The sequence below is a fragment of the Streptococcus sp. IMAU 99161 genome (assembly GCF_014435245.1).
GTDB lineage: Bacteria > Bacillota > Bacilli > Lactobacillales > Streptococcaceae > Streptococcus > Streptococcus lactarius.
The window spans coordinates 258102-275870 of record NZ_JAAPAW010000011.1 but is presented as its reverse complement, the minus strand read 5'-3'; the positions used below and the strand labels follow the sequence as shown (position 1 = coordinate 275870).

Genomic DNA, 17769 nt, shown 5'->3' with positions numbered 1-17769 from the left:
ATGAACTTCTATAATCTCAAGTAGATGTTCAACCTAAAAATAGGGAACCAGATTGATTCCCTCGGATTGAAGAAAAATCCCTTAGAAAACAAGTTTCTAAGGGATTTTCTTTGTATAAAGTCGCATAAAGGTTATTCTCACTTTAACGTATTTACATATCAAAAATTGGTGAAATGAATAGTGACGGTCTCTCTTTATTTTACTCTAAATTTGGTTTTCGGATGGATTACTAGATGATAAAGCTAATAGGTTCAAAAAAGACAAACGCCATATTTGACGATTGTCCCAAGCTTTTTTCTTTGTTTATGGTAAGATGGCAATGGCACGAACTGGTGAGCCAGTTGCCTTGTCCCAATGTGGGAAAGCAATCGAAATCAAAGCGCCAACAGCTGGTACTTGATCCAATTGGTTCAATACTTCTACTTGGTAGATGTTTTGTTCCAAGAGATAATATTCATTGACCAAACCATGTTCTGCTGCTGGAATACCTGCATCTGTATCAAAGGTTTCATGGCCTACTGCTTTAACATGACGTTCATGAATCAAGAATTCTAGAGCTTCACGGCTCCAACCTGGACTTTGTTGAACCCCATTTTCATCTAGGTTACGCATAGCATCTTGATCTGGCCAACGTTTTGACCAATCACTACGGAAAGCGACAAAGGCCCCCTCAGTAATTTGTCCATACTCTGCTTCGAAGTCTAAGATATCTTGTTTGCTCAAGATAAAGTTTGGATTGGCTGCAACTTCTTTCGATTTGTCGATGACATAAAGTGGCAAGAGGAGATCTTTGAGAGCAATCTCATCCAACCAACGGCCTCCTTCTACAAAGTGAATCGGCGCATCAATATGTGTTCCGTATTGCCCCACAACCGTGAATTTTTGAACATGAAAACCATCTTTAAGTGTAAAGAGGTCTTCTTGCTTCAAGGCCGGAAGAGCTGGAAAGTGTGGGCTTTCTGCATTGATTTGGTGACTCAAATCCACCCATTTTTTAGCTTGCAATTCCTTGTAAATACTTAGTAAATCTGACATTCTTTCTTCCTCCTGCTTATAGTTATACATTAAGCAATGAATGAATACATTGTAACACTCTAGTGCTTGATAAACAAGGGGTTAGGATAATCTAATATCTTTGATCTATCTATAGTTTTAACCTATATCTAAATAAAAAAAGAGTAGAGGACAAGCCCCCAACTCCCTTTAGCTATTCATTCTTAAAAGCATTCAATAGCACTTGAAATTCTTCATTGGTGAGCGTAATCCCCTTGCCCATCTTTGTATGATCAGGACTCCATGTCCGAAGGTCATACTTTGCAGGTGCACCATTAAAGCTCACACGATTGAGTTCTTTGGTCCAACCCTTGTCGTTTTCAGACAAAACCAACAGATGCTCTTCGATTTGAAACGAAAATTCAGCCATTTTTATCTCCTTTCTTTCCTTCTCATCTCTATTATTCGTAAATTATTTACAAATTCGTGGAAATTATCTATAATATATTGTATCAAGTTATGGAGAATTTAGCTATGAAAAAATTTCTCAAGATCGTGAAAGACCGCGCGAATGAGTTTTTTAATGGAAAAGTCAGTACACCTGCCCCATTAGAAGATGAGCGAATTACTGAAATTATTCAACAAGCACTACGAAAAAAACAAGGGGTTCACGTGATCTTTTCAAATAAGAGTTTTACAGGTGACATTGTAAAATATGACCAAGATCGCCAACAATTGATCGTCAAGAACTTCAAAAAAAGTATGTCCACGATTATCCGTATTGCTGAGATCCAGAAAATCAGTCTGGTTCCCAACAATATTCGCATCGCTCAGCAAAAAAGAGAGGTTTAGGCCTCTCTCAGATTGAAGAAAAAACGTCATTTTTGGCGTTTTTTTATTACCCTCAATCTAATTTCTAAATTTCTAAATTTGTAAAAATATCATAAAAAATTCTATCAAAGTTTAACTTTTTAAACTAGCAAAAAGTTAGAGTACACAATACTAGTATTTTACGCTACCTTGATTAACGAGGTTCCCAAATATTTCATAATTACATTTTCTAGGTTTAAAAAAAATAATAGCAATAAATTATATCAATTTAATCTAATCACCATAAGTTTGCTCCCATTTTTTCATTTCTTCAACGATACTTCTTAGAGCATTACCTTTCTTTGTCATTTTATATTCAACCTGTGGAGGCGATGTCGGTAAAACTTTTCTTGATAAAATACCTTCTTCCTCGAAATCATGTAACCGTTGAGCTAATATTCTCGGATTAATGCCTTCTACACTACGCAAAAGACTACTATAATGTATATTACCATCAATAATTTCAGATAAGATCTCAAGAGTAAATTTACCTTTTAGTAAATTCAAGACCCTTCTTGCTGGACAATTTGTTTTTTTCAAAGGTTGCATCTTGCAAGTCTCCATTCGTTTCCTCCTTTTTTGATAGTTACTATACTTTTTTTCCCTTCTTGTTTCAGAAATAATTACATGATAAGCTAATTATATCACTTGAAAGTGGAAATTACTATGAATATTATAACTAGGTTTGACCGTATCGAAGATATTCTCGATTTCGTTGATGAAAGATACTTTGGTGCTGGATATACTCAAGTAAAATATTTTCAGAAAGTTAAACATATTGCTTTTGATTGATAAATGAAAATTGGTTTTATGAAATAACGGAGGAAACTTGATGAAAAAAACAAATACAAAAGCGCCAGCTTATCTACTTTTTATTCTTTCACTAGGATACATTATGGCGGTCCTAGATACAACCGGAGTGGTTCTTGCTGTTCCCCATATTGAAACAGCTATGAGCGTCTCATTAGAGCAATCCATTTGGATTATTAACGCCTATACACTAGCTTTAGGTTCTTTGCTCCTACTTTCAGGAAATCTAACAACAAAATATGGCGCTAAACGAATTTTATTAATTGGAATGACAATTTTTACACTTGCCTCGTTAGGGTGCTCTTTTTCACCAAATATTGAAACATTAATTATACTTAGATTCATTCAAGGTTTCGGTGCTTCTTTGTTTATGCCAAGTTCATTAGCACTTTTATTCATTTCATACCCCGATTCTACTAGAAGAGCACGTATGTTAGGAATCTGGACAGCAATTATTTCTGTTGCAACCGGTACTGGTTCTTTTATTGGTGGACTGATTATTAACTACTTCGGATGGAGGGGTATTTTCTTAGTCAATATTCCATTTGGAATTTTGACAGTAATTTCAATATTACTTCTCGTGAAAAATAATATTGCCAATCCAAAGACCAGAATTGACATTTTTAGTAATATATTTCTAGTTGCAACTATCGGAAGTCTAGTTATTTACCTTGTTGAAGGGAATCAATATGGTTATAGTAACTCAAATCTTTTATTGTTTCTTCTCCTGTTTATATTATTTGCTATTGGTTTAATAGTCCAAGATAAAAAAAGTAAAGCACCTATTGTTCCCCACCAACTATTAAAAAATGCTAAGTTTATTGTCTCTAATCTGTTAGGTTTAGTAGTTAACATTTCATTATATGGCATTGTTTTGGTGCTAGGACTTTATTTTCAAACTTATTTAAACCTCTCCTCAATGGTTTCTGGACTCCTCATTCTACCAGGAATGATTGTCTTAATTATTGGTAATTTATTTTACGCACGTGCTGTAAAACGATTTTCTGTGGGAAGCCTCGCTACTGTCTCAATTATTTTTGCCATTGTAGGAGCAGCAGGAATTTTTGGAATGGGAGTCCTTTTTCATGAAATTCAACTATATATCCTAATCCCTTTATTTTCTTTAATGAGTCTAGGTATCGGTGTCTTAACTCCAGCAACTACAACCATTCTTATGGAAACTGCTGGTCAAGAATTATCTGGAATTGCTGGTGCAACTTTAAACGCCAACAAACAGATTGGTGGCCTTTTTGGTACAACAATCATGGGAATTGTAACTACTAATTTATCCCATGATTGGAATATAGTCATCGTTGTCGCATTTTTTGTTAACGTGATAATGTATATTGCTATTTGGTTAATTGCTAGTCGTTACCTTTATGGAAAAGAATAAAACTAAACAGAATGCATTCAATTTAAAAGTTGATTATACAGATTGAAGAAAAAGTCCGTTTTGGACAAGTTCCTTCAATCTTTATTTATAATCTTATAAAGAAAAAGCTCTTACAAATGCTACTAAATAGGCATTCCTAAGAGTTTTTACTATATGGTAACCAAACTATAGAGGAGAAATTTTTCTAGTCCTGATAGAGTTTGTATACAATCTGAAGAGAGGTTTAACCCTCTCTTTTTTTGTTATACTCGAACAGTTTTGCTTGCACCATCTTTTGAGTAAAGATTGATCAAACCTTCTTGGCAAGAACGGATCATATCTCCTGGTTTGACTTCCTGTGGAACGGTGATGGTAAGGAGTTCCATCGGATTTGGTGCACGATCAATTTTAACACCGTCTTTATCGTGCAAATCCTGAATATGGCATTCAAAATGACGGAAGCCTGGTCCGTAGAATTCCACTTGGTCCCCTTCATTGATCACATTCCGTTGACGAATCGTCGCTGTCATGGTAGATGGATCAAAATCTACGACTTCTCCTACAAATTTATATTGAGGAATCTTCCGACGTGCTCCAAACAATTGTTCATTTTCAGTAGGTGTTTGGTAGTAGAAACCAGTCGCCAACTCACGTTGAGCCACCTTCCACAATTCATTTATCAAATCATCCTTGATCGCATAAAAGGCTTCTGGACTTTCCATATAAGCATCACAAGCGGCCTTGTAACAGTTGGCAACCGTTGATACATAATGGACTGATTTCATCCGACCCTCAATCTTCAAGCTGTCAACTCCATTGTCAATCATATCAGGGATATGTTCGATCATACACATATCCACAGCTGACATAGAGTATTCTTCTGGGATTTGGCCTTTCACACTCTTGCGTTCTCGACCAAACGGCATATCATAAAGATCGTATTTCCAACGACAAGATTGGGAACAGCCCCCACGGTTGGCGTCTCGGTCAGACATGTGGTTGGAAAGCGTACACCGTCCTGAATAGGAAATACACATGGCTCCATGCACAAAGGCCTCAATCTCAAGGTCTGTACGCTTACGGATCTCAGCTAACTCTTCCATGGACACCTCACGAGCCAAGACGACACGAGTCAAGCCATATTCTTTCCAGAAATGGAAGGTTTCTACATTGGTCGCGGAAGCTTGAGTAGACAAGTGAATATGAAGACCTGGCGCATAGGTTGAGCAGATTTCAATCAAGGCTGGGTCTGATACGATCACAGCATCCAGTCCCATATCACGCAATTCGCGGAACCACTCACCAGCTCCTTTTTCATTTCCTTCATGTGTCACCATGTTCGACGCAACGTGTACATCTACCCCATGGGCATGAGCGTATTCAATCCCTTCGCGAAGTTCATCCATGGTGAAATTTCCTGCTCGGCTACGTAAGCCATAGGCTTGCCCACCAACGAAGACAGCATCTGCCCCGTAATTCACAGCAACTTTTAATTTTTCTAAGGTTCCAGCAGGTACCAAGACCTCTGGACGTTTTTTTGTATTTGTCATGTTTTCTCCAATTTACAAGATTGTCGATTTATGAATCGCCTCTTCGTTCCCTGAAAATGGGAAACTCTCAAACGAAGAAGCTGCTATTGTTTCTATTATTTTACACGATCTGGCGCATAATCGTAAAAGCCAGTGTCAAGTCCCCGATTGGCAGGATGCAATTTACGGATTTCTTCATCAAAGAGATAGGCTTGATCTTGCGTGAAGGTTCCTTTTTGGATCAAATCACGGGCTTTGATAAAGTATTCTGTAATCTTGACAAAGTTCTCACCCGGACAGTAGACACCATCCAGTTTCCAATGATCATACCCATGCTCCACCAACTCAGAGAGCTTGGTCATCATATCCAAATCATTGTTTGAAAAAATATGTGTTCCATGCTTGTCTTCATAGACAGAGTAATGAGAATCCGGATCTCCCGGCTCCGCTAGGAACAAATCACGCTCCTTGGTAACCGATTCTTCTGTCTTGATAAAATTATAATAATTGTGAAGCAAAGGACGCTTCGAATGGTGAATAATGCTGGCACCATAGACCAAGACTTCAGCTGGTATCTGTAAATTTTCTGCCATCATAAACAGTTCAGCAGATGGAATTTCACGAGCCAAAACAGCTTCCGAAGCACCTGCCTGTTTTCCCCAGAAATTAATCTGGCGACTTGAAGTGACCATGGTAGAGGCATCATAAATAGTTTTAAACGGATAGCCGTCACGCTTCAGGACATAAAAAACGCCCGCATCTCCGACGGTCACATAATCTGCCTGAATGTCCTTCAAAAAATCAAGGAAAGGCTTGATTGAATCCATCATCGATTGGTGCATGAGTGCATTTACAGCTACTGTCAATTCTTTGCCAGCAGCATGGACTAATTGGGCAATTCGATTTATTTCGTCATAGCTTAAAGTTTGAGGCAATCGTAATCCGTAGTCTGATTCGCCAACATAGATCCGGTCAACCCCTGCATTGATCAGGGTTTGGGCTTGCTCCACACTCTCCGCTGTTGCTGTAATAATTATATTTTTCATAGATCCATTATAACAAAAATTCCCCTATTCATAAAAAATTTCTTCATTTTGTAAAATTTGTAACATTTTTGTAACATTCAACTGCATGAATTCATGGTAGAATAGTAGAGAACTGTTAGGAGAGAGAATATGCCCGTAAGAAACTTAAGACACTATGATGAAGAATTCGATTATCTCGAATTAGTAAAAGATCAAGAAATAACCCCTATTCAGGATTATATGCCTGAAGTTGAACCTGCACCCCAATTAAGTGAATTGCTGTACTTTTTGAATATTGCGATTTTCTGTGTATTGACAGTTGTTTTTAGCTTTGTCTTTTTAGCAACAAAAATGAATACCTTCTTCGCCTTTGCTTTAGCGATTGCTTCTAGCTTTGCTAGTATTCAAGGATTTAGAATCTACTTCAATAAAAAAAGAAAATAAAAAATCAGGTCTGCCTGATTTTTTTGTACAAATTTTTAATAGAAAATGATATTTCAAAATAAAATATAATGAGCAATTAATCATTTAACTTCAAAAAAATGAGGCATAGAGAGCCTTAGAACATAGATAAGCTATTTTATCAAAGCAAAATAAGTTAAGAAATTCTGCAAAAAAATATAAATGTATTCTAATTTTTTGAACAAATCAAGAAATACTTAAACTTTCCGATGTGAGAAAAATGAGGCTGGGACAAAAGTCCTAGCCTCTTCTTGTTTTTGGATTGTCGAGCAAGACGCAGTGGTTGAGTGGACTCTACTACGCTGATTTCATCAGCTTTTACAGCCCTACTCAACTGTGCGGAGGTGGGACGACCAAATCGAATTCTAACGAATGACCGATTTCTGTCCCACTCTCTTTTTTATTCTTTCGTTTCTTCTACTGCTTCCGAGTCTTTTTCATCCAGATCAAGGACAATGTCTTCTGACTCAGTTTGTTTGCGAATGGATTGAACCAAGTCGTTTCCTGCTAAATTTTCTTTGTGGAGTTTATCTTTTAATGAATGATAAACTTCTTGTGACTTTTCAACCACATCCTGCGTCTTTTCTTTGACAGATTCTAAAACGGTTCCTGTTGTAATTTCGCCTGAACCAACTTTTTCTTTGGTTTGTTGGATCACTTCCGCTGCTTGTTTGGAAACATCTTTAGCAGTTTGTTTCACAGATTCATGGACTTCTTGAGGGTCTTCTTGATAGTCTTTTACAAAGCGTACGACCTTTTTAGTGACCTTCTTTCCTTTCTCTGTTGATAAATAGTAGGCTGCCGAAGCACCTGAAATAACACCGATTAATAAACTAGATAAACGTCCCATTTGTTTTCATCCTCATTTCTATTTAAATAATTTTGAAGCCATTCGAATCGCCTTTAATCCAATAGAGGCTTTCACTGTTTTCCCACCAGCTGATACAGCTTTGGAACCTAATTGACGGGCTTGGTCATTTAGATCTGATACAGATTCAGAAAGGTCCGCTACAGCTGTAAACAAGGGATCAATCGTCGCAACCTTTTGGTTCAAGTCGTCCGTTAAGACATTGACTTTTGCCAATAGGTCATTTGTTTGGTGTAAGGTAACATTGACATCTGACGTCAATACCTGGATGGTTTTTTGTGTCTCATCCACAACTTTTCCAATCTTTGAAAGAAAGAAAATCATGTAAATCACGAGAGCCACGAGAGCTAGGCCTAAGAGGCCGTATGTAATTTCAATAAACATAGGTTACTCCTTTACTTCTACATAATAAGGGGCTTTTTTGCGTCTCTGGTAAACAAATACACCGAGACCAACTAAAATCAATAAGATCGATAACCATTGGGAAACCCGGATCCCAGCAAACATCAGGCTATCCGTCCGCATACCTTCAATGATCATCCGGCCAAAACCGTACCAGATGAGGTAAAAACCTGCAACTTCACCTTGTCTTAAAAATTGGGGTTTTCGGCGTAACAATAAAATCAAGACGAAGCCTAATAGATTCCAGCAGGACTCGTATAGGAAGGTTGGCTGACGGTAACTTCCGTCTATATACATCTGATCACGGATAAAAGATGGGAGATAGTTGAGACTGTTAACGGCTCGACCATAGGCTTCTTGGTTAAAGAAGTTTCCCCAGCGCCCAATACTTTGTGCGATCATGACACTAGGTGCTGCAATATCCAAAAAGTCGATCGTATCAATCATTCGTCTGTGAGAAAAGAGATACAAGACGAGTGCCCCTGTTAACAAACCACCATAGATGGCAATACCTCCATTCCAGACGGCAAAAATTTCAGCTGGATGCTGGCTATAGTAGCCCCATTCAAAGATCACATAATACAATCGAGCCCCAATAATGGCTAGTGGAAAGGCGATCAAAATGAAATCAATAATATCATCTGGATTGATGCGTTTGCGAGGGGCTTCTTTCATGGAAAGATAGACCGCCAAGATCACACCTGTCACAATACAAATCGCATACCATCGGATACTAATAGGGCCTAATTGAAGAGCTATTGGATTCATTCCTTCACCTCATTTTGACTGATCAACTGAGTCAATCTTTCTTCAAAGGTTTTGGTTGCATCGTAGCCCATTTCTTTAGCACGTACATTCATGGCTGCAGCTTCAATCACAACGGAAATATTCCGACCTGTTTTGACAGGAATGCGAATACGAGGAATGGTCACCCCGCCGATTTCTATTTCTTCTGCGTTATTTCCAAGACGGTCATAGACCTTATCCGTGGTGTAATTTTCCAGATAAACGGCGATTTGGACTTGTGAAGAATCCTTTACCGCACTTGCTCCATAAAGGCTCATCACATCGATAATTCCAACTCCGCGGATCTCCAGTAAATGGCGTAAGATCTCAGCCGGCTCTCCCCAAAGAGTCATCTCATCACGGGCGTAGATATCAACCCGATCGTCTGCGACCAAACGGTGGCCACGCTTGACAAGCTCAAGGCCGGTCTCGCTTTTTCCGATTCCGCTATCTCCTTGGATCAAGACCCCCATCCCATAAATGTCCATCAAAACACCATGAACACTGGTACGCTCAGCTAGACGGCTATCCAGATAGCTGGAAAGTTCCCCGGACAAACGGCTGGTCGCAATATTGCTACTTAAAATAGCAATTTGCTTCTCTTCTGCTGCCCGTAACATTTCTTCAGGAATTTCCAAATTTCGTGCTACGATAATCACAGGAGTCTCTGGCTGAAACATCTTTCGTAAAACTTGGTGGCGATTGTGGGAGCTCATCTTGATCAAGTAGGACCATTCTTTCATCCCTACAAGAAGAATCCGCTCTGGGGTGTAATAATCAAAATAGCCTGTCATCTCAAGACCTGGCCGGGAAATATCCGAAGTGGTGATTTCCTTGTCCAAGAGATGATCTTCTCCGTAAATAACCGATAAACGAAGCTTTGCTTGTAAATCGCGAACAGTAACTGCCATAGCATTCTCCCTTTTCAAATTCTCTCTCTATTATAGCAAATTTTCTCTTCAGACGAGAGACTGAAGTGTTGTTTGCTCGATTCAATTTCCATTCTTTCTTACTTTTCACAGTTCGCTTTAAAACAATGATCCGCCCTATCAAGAGTAAAAAATGAGGCTGGGACAAAAGTCCAAGCCTCTCAATTATCTTTGGAGTGTCGAGCAAGACGCAGTGGTTGAGTGCTCAAAGCACTGCTTTGAGGTGACGGATAGAACTTGCGAAGCAAGTATCCTAAGTCTTTGTTCGCTTTTTAAGCTTCAAAGATGCCCTATGTTGACGGAAACTATGTTTCCTTTATCTGCAACCTTCAACAGTCTCCCAGACTGTTGAAGCTGTGCGGAGGTGGGACGACGAAATCGAATTCTAACGAATGACCGATTTCTGTCCCACTCTCACTCAAGCGATGAAGACTTTTTTGCTTTCCTAGACTCCAGCAGATCGATCAACATTCTTTTTAGACCCATTGAGATTCCGTAGACCAATGCGTTTGATGGAATTGCGAGCAAGCCTAATAGGAAAAAGGTCGGTCCACCTCCCAGTAGGGAGGAAACGAGGAAAAAGCCTGGCAAAAATAAGATAAAAAATCGAACAATTTTTGGTTCTATCTTACCTTTTGCCGGAAGAAACAAGAGATAAAAGAGACTATTTCCAAGACCTAGTGAGAAAAGAAATAGTGTGATCAGACCCGTCCCAAGTCCGTCCCCAAGAATTCGATTTAAAATGAAGAATTGAGCAATAAAACTGATATGGACGTATACGATAAAGGCAAGATAATAATATCGTTGTTTCACAAGGACCTCCCTTTAGAAAAATGGCTTGTCCGTTTGATCATAGATGGGTTCGGCTTCTTTTCTCCTACGGGGGCCATTCCTATACCTTACTTGCTCTTCTTCCTCCTTGTAGGGTAAGATAGCATCTAGTAGAAAGTAGATCACGACAGCCCAAAAGGCGCTAGAGAAGATAAAGAGAATAAACAAAAAGCGAAGTAGGGCCACGCTAATATCAAATTTATCAGCTAGGCCAGCTAGCACACCTGAAACCAGGCGGCGGTGTTTTAATTTATAAAATGATGATTTCATTAGATGTTCCTCTTTCTAGTTAGACCTATTTTAGCAGAGTCTAACTGGAAAGAGATCCGCCTACAGACCGATTCTTATTCTTGTCTCATTTCAAGGAATTGCAGGCGGCTGCGACAGCGACCGCAGGCATATTTCTGCAGATCGATTTTTCGCTTTCGTCTATACTCTTGACCACAATGGGGACATTGATAGAGATAGATGCACTTGACTCGCCTAGTCCTATCTGGTAGAGAGGGAGTGAAACGAAGACCATCCACTTGCTGAAGGAGTTGCTTAAAAGCTGGGTCTCTGTGGCGATAGCCTTTACCTTGATCGTAAAGATGGTAATGGCAGAGCTCGTGGCGGACAATTTTGCGAAAGACCTCTAACCCGAAAGCTTGGTATATTTTTAGGTTAAAATCAAGGTGTCGATCCTTGGGAAAGAAACGACCTCCAGTGGTTTGGAGACGTGAATTCCACACTGCTTGATGACGGAATTTTCTCCCAAAATCTTCTATAGATACTTGGCGTACATACTCAGTTAGATTCATTCGGTGCTACCAAACTGAGATTGACTTTTTCGCGTTCCACGTCAATCTTCTTCACCCAGACGGTTACCAAATCACCTACTGAGACGACTTGGCTTGGATGCTTGATGAATTGCTTGCTCATATGGGAGATATGAATCAAGCCATCCTCGTGAATACCAATATCGACAAAGGCTCCGAAATCAACCACATTGCGCACAACCCCTTCTAATTTTTGACCGATATGGAGATCTTTAATATCCAAGACATCCTGACGGAGCACTGGTGCATCAAAGGAATCCCGCAAGTCGCGACCCGGTTTTAAGAGATCAGCAATAATATCTTTTAGAGTTTCTGGTCCCAGATCAAGCTGGGTCGACATTTCCTCTATATTGACAGCTTTTAATTTTTCCTGAGCAGATTCATCCAGTTCGGTAATTTCAAGAAGTTGAAAGAGCTTTTCAACTTCCTTGTAACTTTCAGGGTGGACGCCAGTATTGTCCAAAATGTTTTTACTTTCAGGAATGCGTAAGAATCCCGCCGCCTGCTCGAAAGCCTTGGCTCCGAGACGAGGGACTTTTTTAATCTGCGCCCGTGAGAGGATCATTCCTTCTTCTTCCCGGTACTTCACGATATTTTCAGAGATAGTTTTATTGAGCCCAGCTACATGCGCTAAGAGAGAGGGACCAGCTGTATTGATATTCACCCCAACTTGGTTAACGACCGTATCCACCACAAAGTCCAAGCCTTCGGTCAATTTCTTCTGATTGACATCGTGCTGGTATTGACCCACACCGATCGACTTGGCATCGATTTTAACCAACTCAGCCAAGGGATCTTGCAGGCGGCGGGCAATAGAAATAGCCGAGCGTTTTTCAACGGTTAATTCTGGGAACTCATGACGGGCCAACTCACTAGCTGAGTAAACAGAAGCTCCGCTTTCATTGACAATGACATAGCGGACCCCTGGATGGTCATGGAGTACCTCTGCGACAAAGGCCTCGCTTTCACGACTGGCGGTTCCATTTCCAATCGCAATAATCTCTACGTCAAACTCCTTGATCAAGGAGGACAGATCCTTCTTAGCTTGCTCGATCTGAGCTGGTTTTGCAGGGGCAACTGGATAGATGACCTGGGTTGTGAGCATCTTTCCAGTTTCATCGACAACGGCTAATTTAGCACCAGTACGGAAAGCTGGGTCAAAACCAAGGACCACGCGACCCTTCAATGGAGGAATGAGCAATAGATTCCGTAGATTTTCAGAGAATAATTGGATAGCACCGTCTTCGGCAGCCTCAGTCAACTCTGTTCGAATCCGGCGTTCGATCGCTGGTACAATTTTTTTCTTGACGGCCTGCTGAATCACCTCATCGATATAGGTATTTTTCGTTTTAAATCGAGCTTCAAAAATACGAATGATTCGATCCAGATGGTGCTCAAATCCGACTTTAAGAACGCCCAATTTTTCCCCACGATTGAGAGCAAGCGTCCGGTAACCTTGCATACTCTTGATCTTTTCAGAAAAATCATAGTAGATTTCAAAAGTTCGCTTAGGATCTAAGCTTTCATCCTTTAGAGTTGAGGTCATGAGGGAATACCCATGAATTTCTTGATAGGTGAGAGCCCGCAGTTGGGTGTCCTCTGAAATAGCCTCGACCAAAATATCTACTGCACCAGCTAAAGCAGCGGTTTCAGTTGGGAAGATCTCACAGGTAAATTTCTGTGCCTCCGCTTCCAAGTCTGGACTATTTTGTAGAATAAGACGCGCCAAGGGGAAAAGACCTGCTTCTCGGGCAATCGTAGCCTTGGTCCGCCGTTTTTCCTTATAAGGCAGATAGAGTTCTTCGACATCCGCTAATTTTTCAGCAGCTTCAATGGCCTGCTTAAGCGCATCCGTCAACTTGCCTTGTTCAGCAATCTTGGCTAGGACGGTTTCCTTCCGTTCGGCTAGGGCTGTTAAGGACTTATCCCGATCAATAATGGCCTTGATCGCTACTTCATCTAAATTTCCCGTCAGATCTTTTCGATAGCGGGCAATGAAGGGAATGGTTGAGCCTTCCGCGGTCAGGCTCAATACGGTATCGATTTGTTTTAAGCTAACACCCAATTCTTGGGCTATTTTTTCATATTTATCCATAGCTTCTATTATAGCATATTTTGCTGCCATCAAGGAGTGAGATCGCCTGTTCTGGTCCCTGTTTCAGGGGTTTTCCATAGAATAATTTTGACCCTATTGATCTTTCCTTTTATGCTCCATTTCCCCCTTGCTCTTTTCTTTTTGTTATAATGATAGAAAATGAATAAGGAGGCCCAAAAATGGCTATTAAATTTTCTAAGACAGATGATCTTGATAAAATGTTTGAAAACTTTGCAAGTTTTCCAGATGTAGAAAAAAAAGTCGATTTCCCAGATGAGAAAAAAAAGGCTCAAAAAGCTCTTAAAAAAGAAGACGAGAAGGCTAAATAACTATGGCCCTCTTTCAACACCTACCCTCAAGCGTCTTGCAGGCTGGGGCTATTTTTCTTTCGATTATCATTGAGGCCCTGCCCTTTGTCCTAATCGGAAGTATCATTTCAGGGATCATTGAGGTCTATATCACCCCCGAGAGGGTCTACCGCTTTCTCCCCAGAAATAAATTTGGACGGATTTTCTTTGGGACTTTTGTCGGTTTCATCTTTCCTTCCTGCGAATGTGGGATTGTTCCTATTATCAATCGCTTTTTAGAGAAGAAGGTTCCTAGTTATACTGCTGTTCCCTTTCTGGTAACGGCGCCCGTTATCAATCCCATCGTTCTCTTTGCAACCTATTCCGCATTTGGGAACTCCCTAAAGATGGCTCTCTACCGCGCTTTGGGATCCCTTCTTGTCGCAACGGTGCTTGGGATCTTTCTTGGTTTTATACAGACCGACTCAATCCAAAAAGAACAGCGCAAGGCTGTGCATGAGCATAATTTTAGTGGCTTGAGCAAAGGGAAAAAACTCTTCCAAGTCTTGGTGCAGGCCATTGATGAATTCTTTGACACAGGACGCTACCTGGTATTTGGTTGCCTCTTTGCTAGCCTCGTCCAAGTCTATGTTCCAACGCGGATTCTCACCTCAATCAGTGCGACACCGATTATTGCTATTCTCCTCCTTATGGCCTTGTCCTTTCTCCTCTCACTTTGTAGCGAGGCGGACGCCTTTGTTGGATCCTCTCTTCTGAGCAGTTTTGGACTAGCGCCTGTTCTAGCCTTTTTGGTGATTGGTCCCATGCTGGATGTCAAAAATCTCCTCATGATGAAAAATTATCTCAAGGCTCGTTTCATCTGGCAATTTATCGGAATTGTTTGTGGAGTTGTGCTCCTTTATGCTTGGTTTGTGGGGGTAGTGCTATGATTCGTTTCTTGATATTAGCTGGCTATTTTGAACTCACCATGTATTTGCAATTATCTGGTAAGCTCAATCAATACATCAACTTACACTACTCTTACTTGGCATATATTTCCATGTTCTTGTCCTTTGTTTTAGCTCTTGTGCAGCTGATTATCTGGGTCAAGCAAATGAAGCTCCACAGTCATCTCTCTGGCTTCTGGGCTAAAGTAGCTAGTATCTTCTTGCTTTGCATCCCTTTGTTTGTCGGTCTATTTTTCCCAACCGTAACGTTAGATTCCCAAACAGTCTCTGCCAAAGGCTACCATTTCCCAGTGGCAGCTGGTTCCTCCAAGGAAATCCAGCAAGACGAAGGCACAACCACTCAGTATCTCAAACCGGATACCAGTAGCTATTTCACCAAGTCTGCCTATGAATCAGAAATGAAGCAGGCAGCAAAGAAATATGTGGATAAAAAGGTGATCCAGGTGACTACTGAGAATTACATGGAAGTCATGGAAGTGATTTATGATTATCCTGACCAATTTGCAGGAAAGACCATCGAGTTGACTGGTTTTGTTTACAATGACCCTAATAACAAAGACAGTCAATTCCTCTTTCGCTTTGGGATCATCCACTGTATTGCAGATTCCGGCGTCTACGGCCTCTTAACGACCGGGGCCCCTCAGCATTTCGAAAACAATACTTGGATCCAGGCCAAAGGAATCTTGTCCATTGAATACCACAAGCAACTCAAACAAAGCTTGCCAGTCCTCCACATTAGAGATTGCCAGACCATTACAAAACCCGACAATCCTTATGTCTATCGCGTATTCTGATGGAGCTTGGGTTGTGAGTCAAATATCTTATACCAGTCAAAGAGAGTGGGACAGAAATCGGTCATTCGTTAGAATTCGATTTCGTCGTTCCACCTCCGCACAGCTTCAACAGTCTGGGAGACTGTTGAAGGTTGCAGATAAAGGAAACATAGTTTCCGTCAACATAGGGCATCTTTGAAGCTTAAAAAGCGAACAAAGACTTAGGATACTTGCTTCGCAAGTTCTATCCGTCACCTCAAAGCAGTGCTTTGAGCACTCAACCACTGCGTCTTGCTCGACAATCCAAAGACAATTGAGAGGCTAGGACTTTTGTCCCAGCCTCTTTTTCTTTCACCGAGTCACACTCAATTGGAAATTGTGAGGAACTTAGTTTCTGTATAGGAAATCTTGTAGATTTTATGGTAAAATATGGTTAATAAAATAGGAAATAGGTACTTAAATGTCTTCAAAAGTTATTGTAACCATTTTCGGGGCCAGTGGAGATTTAGCTAAGCGCAAACTCTATCCATCCCTTTTTAGACTCTATAAATCAGGAAATCTATCTGAACACTTTGCAGTGATCGGAACAGCCCGCAGACCATGGAGCAAGGAATACTTTGAATCGGTCGTGGTAGAATCCATCACAGATCTGGCAGATAGCCCACAGCAAGCTCAAGAATTTGCCAGTCATTTCTACTACCAAAGTCATGACGTCAATGATACAGAGCATTACATCGCTCTGCGCGAATTGCAAAGCAGCTTGGATGAGAAATACCAAACAGAACACAACAAGGTCTTCTTCTTATCCATGGCTCCTCAATTTTTTGGAACCATTGCCAAACACCTGAAATCAGAAGGCATTGTGGATGGACAAGGCTTTGAGCGCTTGATCGTTGAAAAACCTTTTGGTACAGACCTAGAAACGGCCAGTCAACTCAACAAGGAATTGGAAGAAACTTTCGATGAAGAACAAATCTTCCGGATCGACCACTACCTTGGAAAAGAAATGATCCAAAATATTTTTGCCATTCGTTTCGGCAATCTGATTTTTGATAACCTATGGAACCGAGACTTCATTGACAACATCCAAATTACCTTTGCAGAACGCTTGGGTGTTGAAGAACGCGGTGGCTACTATGATCACTCTGGAGCCCTTCGGGACATGGTGCAAAACCATACCCTTCAGCTCTTGTCTTTGCTTGCTATGGATAAGCCTGCTACCTTTACCAAGGATGCGATTCGTGCTGAAAAAGTTAAAGTGTTCGAGCAAATGCACAATCCTACTGATGAGGAATTAAAGAAATTCTTCATCCGTGGCCAATACCATTCTGGAACCATCGAAGGAAAAAAAGATATCTCTTATCGCAGTGAACCAAATGTCGATCCTGAATCTACTACGGAAACCTATGCTTCTGGAGCTTTCTTTGTTGATAGCGATCGGTTCCAAGGAGTACCTTTCTTCTTCCGTACTGGGAAACGTCTAACTAAGAAAGGAACCATGGTCAATGTGGTCTTTAAGCAAACAGATTCTATCTTTGGAGACAGTTTACGACCTAACGTCTTGACCATCTATATTCAGCCAAATGAAGGCTTTTCATTGAGCATCAATGGAAAAGAAGTGGGCGAGCAGTTCAGTATCGCGCCGATTTCTTTCGACTATGAAACGGATGCAACGGCAACTGGAGCTTCACCAGAGCCATATGAAAAATTGATTTATGATGTGTTGAACAATGATTCCACCAATTATAGCCATTGGCACGAAGTTCGCGCTTCATGGCAATTAATTGATCGAATTGAAAGACTCTGGGCTGAAAATGGAGCACCCCTCTATGAGTACAAGTCAGGATCCATGGGACCAACTGCTTCTGATGATCTCCTTACAGAATACGGAGCAGAATGGGTGTGGAAACCTGAGCCTAAGAATTAAAACAAGCCACCTTCGGGTGGTTTT

General features: G+C 40.6%; 21 protein-coding genes. 8 read left to right on the top strand and 13 right to left on the bottom strand.

The features are described from left to right. Positions 1 to 303: 303 nt before the first annotated feature. Positions 304 to 1035, bottom strand: coding sequence for a cyclase family protein (locus HA044_RS06925; protein WP_187540477.1), 732 nt, complete (start codon positions 1033 to 1035; stop codon positions 304 to 306). 172 nt (positions 1036 to 1207) lie between these two features. Beyond that, entirely contained in the window at positions 1208 to 1423 is a 216-nt protein-coding gene (locus HA044_RS06920; RefSeq protein ID WP_187540476.1) for a YdbC family protein, read from the bottom strand. An 89-nt stretch (positions 1424 to 1512) separates the two neighbouring features. Between HA044_RS06920 and HA044_RS06915 the strand changes: the two genes are divergently transcribed. After that, a complete protein-coding gene (locus tag HA044_RS06915; RefSeq protein ID WP_187540475.1) occupies positions 1513 to 1845 on the top strand; it encodes a hypothetical protein in 333 nt (110 codons plus the stop codon). A 252-nt stretch (positions 1846 to 2097) separates the two neighbouring features. Here HA044_RS06915 and HA044_RS06910 read toward each other — a convergent pair whose 3' ends face one another. Next, positions 2098 to 2427: a helix-turn-helix domain-containing protein gene (locus tag HA044_RS06910; RefSeq protein ID WP_187540474.1), complete on the bottom strand. Its 330-nt coding sequence runs from the start codon at positions 2425 to 2427 to the stop codon at positions 2098 to 2100. A gap of 102 nt (positions 2428 to 2529) precedes the next feature. Here HA044_RS06910 and HA044_RS06905 point away from each other — a divergent pair, with 102 nt between their 5' ends. Then, positions 2530 to 2655: a 3-hydroxyacyl-ACP dehydratase gene (locus HA044_RS06905; protein WP_187540473.1), complete on the top strand. Its 126-nt coding sequence runs from the start codon at positions 2530 to 2532 to the stop codon at positions 2653 to 2655. Positions 2656 to 2695: 40 nt separating this feature from the next. Beyond that, positions 2696 to 4066: a DHA2 family efflux MFS transporter permease subunit gene (locus HA044_RS06900; RefSeq protein WP_187540472.1), complete on the top strand. Its 1371-nt coding sequence runs from the start codon at positions 2696 to 2698 to the stop codon at positions 4064 to 4066. 242 nt (positions 4067 to 4308) lie between these two features. Here HA044_RS06900 and HA044_RS06895 read toward each other — a convergent pair whose 3' ends face one another. Both HA044_RS06895 and HA044_RS06890 read right to left on the bottom strand, forming a co-directional pair. Next, on the bottom strand, positions 4309 to 5595 hold the full coding sequence (locus HA044_RS06895; RefSeq protein ID WP_187540471.1) for a U32 family peptidase: 1287 nt from the start codon (positions 5593 to 5595) through the stop codon (positions 4309 to 4311). A gap of 95 nt (positions 5596 to 5690) precedes the next feature. Next, positions 5691 to 6620, bottom strand: a complete 930-nt coding sequence (locus HA044_RS06890) for a peptidase U32 family protein (protein WP_187540470.1) — start codon at positions 6618 to 6620, stop codon at positions 5691 to 5693. A gap of 129 nt (positions 6621 to 6749) precedes the next feature. Here HA044_RS06890 and HA044_RS06885 point away from each other — a divergent pair, with 129 nt between their 5' ends. Further along, a complete protein-coding gene (locus HA044_RS06885) occupies positions 6750 to 7043 on the top strand; it encodes a DUF3270 family protein (RefSeq protein WP_187540469.1) in 294 nt (97 codons plus the stop codon). 418 nt (positions 7044 to 7461) lie between these two features. Here HA044_RS06885 and HA044_RS06880 read toward each other — a convergent pair whose 3' ends face one another. From HA044_RS06880 to HA044_RS06845, 8 genes are all read right to left on the bottom strand, one after another. Then, a complete protein-coding gene (locus tag HA044_RS06880) occupies positions 7462 to 7911 on the bottom strand; it encodes a YtxH domain-containing protein (RefSeq protein WP_187540468.1) in 450 nt (149 codons plus the stop codon). 18 nt (positions 7912 to 7929) lie between these two features. Continuing rightward, complete coding sequence (locus tag HA044_RS06875) at positions 7930 to 8313, bottom strand: DUF948 domain-containing protein (RefSeq protein WP_187540467.1); 384 nt, start codon at positions 8311 to 8313, stop codon at positions 7930 to 7932. A 3-nt stretch (positions 8314 to 8316) separates the two neighbouring features. Further along, positions 8317 to 9099: a prolipoprotein diacylglyceryl transferase gene (lgt, locus tag HA044_RS06870; RefSeq protein WP_187540466.1), complete on the bottom strand. Its 783-nt coding sequence runs from the start codon at positions 9097 to 9099 to the stop codon at positions 8317 to 8319. Then, a complete protein-coding gene (gene hprK / locus HA044_RS06865) occupies positions 9096 to 10028 on the bottom strand; it encodes an HPr(Ser) kinase/phosphatase (RefSeq protein WP_187540465.1) in 933 nt (310 codons plus the stop codon). The genes lgt and hprK overlap by 4 nt, the downstream gene beginning before the upstream one ends. 432 nt (positions 10029 to 10460) lie before the next feature. Further along, on the bottom strand, positions 10461 to 10859 hold the full coding sequence (locus HA044_RS06860) for a hypothetical protein (RefSeq protein ID WP_187540464.1): 399 nt from the start codon (positions 10857 to 10859) through the stop codon (positions 10461 to 10463). A gap of 12 nt (positions 10860 to 10871) precedes the next feature. Then, a complete protein-coding gene (locus HA044_RS06855) occupies positions 10872 to 11147 on the bottom strand; it encodes a PspC domain-containing protein (RefSeq protein ID WP_187540463.1) in 276 nt (91 codons plus the stop codon). A gap of 74 nt (positions 11148 to 11221) precedes the next feature. Continuing rightward, positions 11222 to 11677, bottom strand: a complete 456-nt coding sequence (locus tag HA044_RS06850) for a SprT family protein (RefSeq protein WP_187540461.1) — start codon at positions 11675 to 11677, stop codon at positions 11222 to 11224. Further along, positions 11664 to 13820 carry a Tex family protein gene (locus HA044_RS06845; RefSeq protein WP_398588486.1) on the bottom strand — a complete coding sequence of 719 codons (2157 nt, stop codon included), beginning with the start codon at positions 13818 to 13820 and terminating at the stop codon, positions 11664 to 11666. The genes HA044_RS06850 and HA044_RS06845 overlap by 14 nt, the downstream gene beginning before the upstream one ends. A gap of 149 nt (positions 13821 to 13969) precedes the next feature. On the opposite strand from HA044_RS06845, the gene HA044_RS06840 reads away from it, so the two are divergent. From HA044_RS06840 to zwf, 4 genes are all read left to right on the top strand, one after another. Then, on the top strand, positions 13970 to 14119 hold the full coding sequence (locus tag HA044_RS06840) for an SPJ_0845 family protein (protein WP_187540457.1): 150 nt from the start codon (positions 13970 to 13972) through the stop codon (positions 14117 to 14119). A gap of 2 nt (positions 14120 to 14121) precedes the next feature. After that, positions 14122 to 15027 carry a permease gene (locus HA044_RS06835; protein ID WP_187540455.1) on the top strand — a complete coding sequence of 302 codons (906 nt, stop codon included), beginning with the start codon at positions 14122 to 14124 and terminating at the stop codon, positions 15025 to 15027. Continuing rightward, positions 15024 to 15839 carry a TIGR03943 family putative permease subunit gene (locus tag HA044_RS06830; RefSeq protein ID WP_187540453.1) on the top strand — a complete coding sequence of 272 codons (816 nt, stop codon included), beginning with the start codon at positions 15024 to 15026 and terminating at the stop codon, positions 15837 to 15839. Before HA044_RS06835 ends, HA044_RS06830 begins: the two co-directional genes overlap by 4 nt. A gap of 439 nt (positions 15840 to 16278) precedes the next feature. After that, positions 16279 to 17745 (top strand): glucose-6-phosphate dehydrogenase, encoded by a 1467-nt coding sequence (gene zwf / locus HA044_RS06825; protein ID WP_187540451.1) that lies wholly within the window; start codon positions 16279 to 16281, stop codon positions 17743 to 17745. Positions 17746 to 17769: the final 24 nt, after the last annotated feature.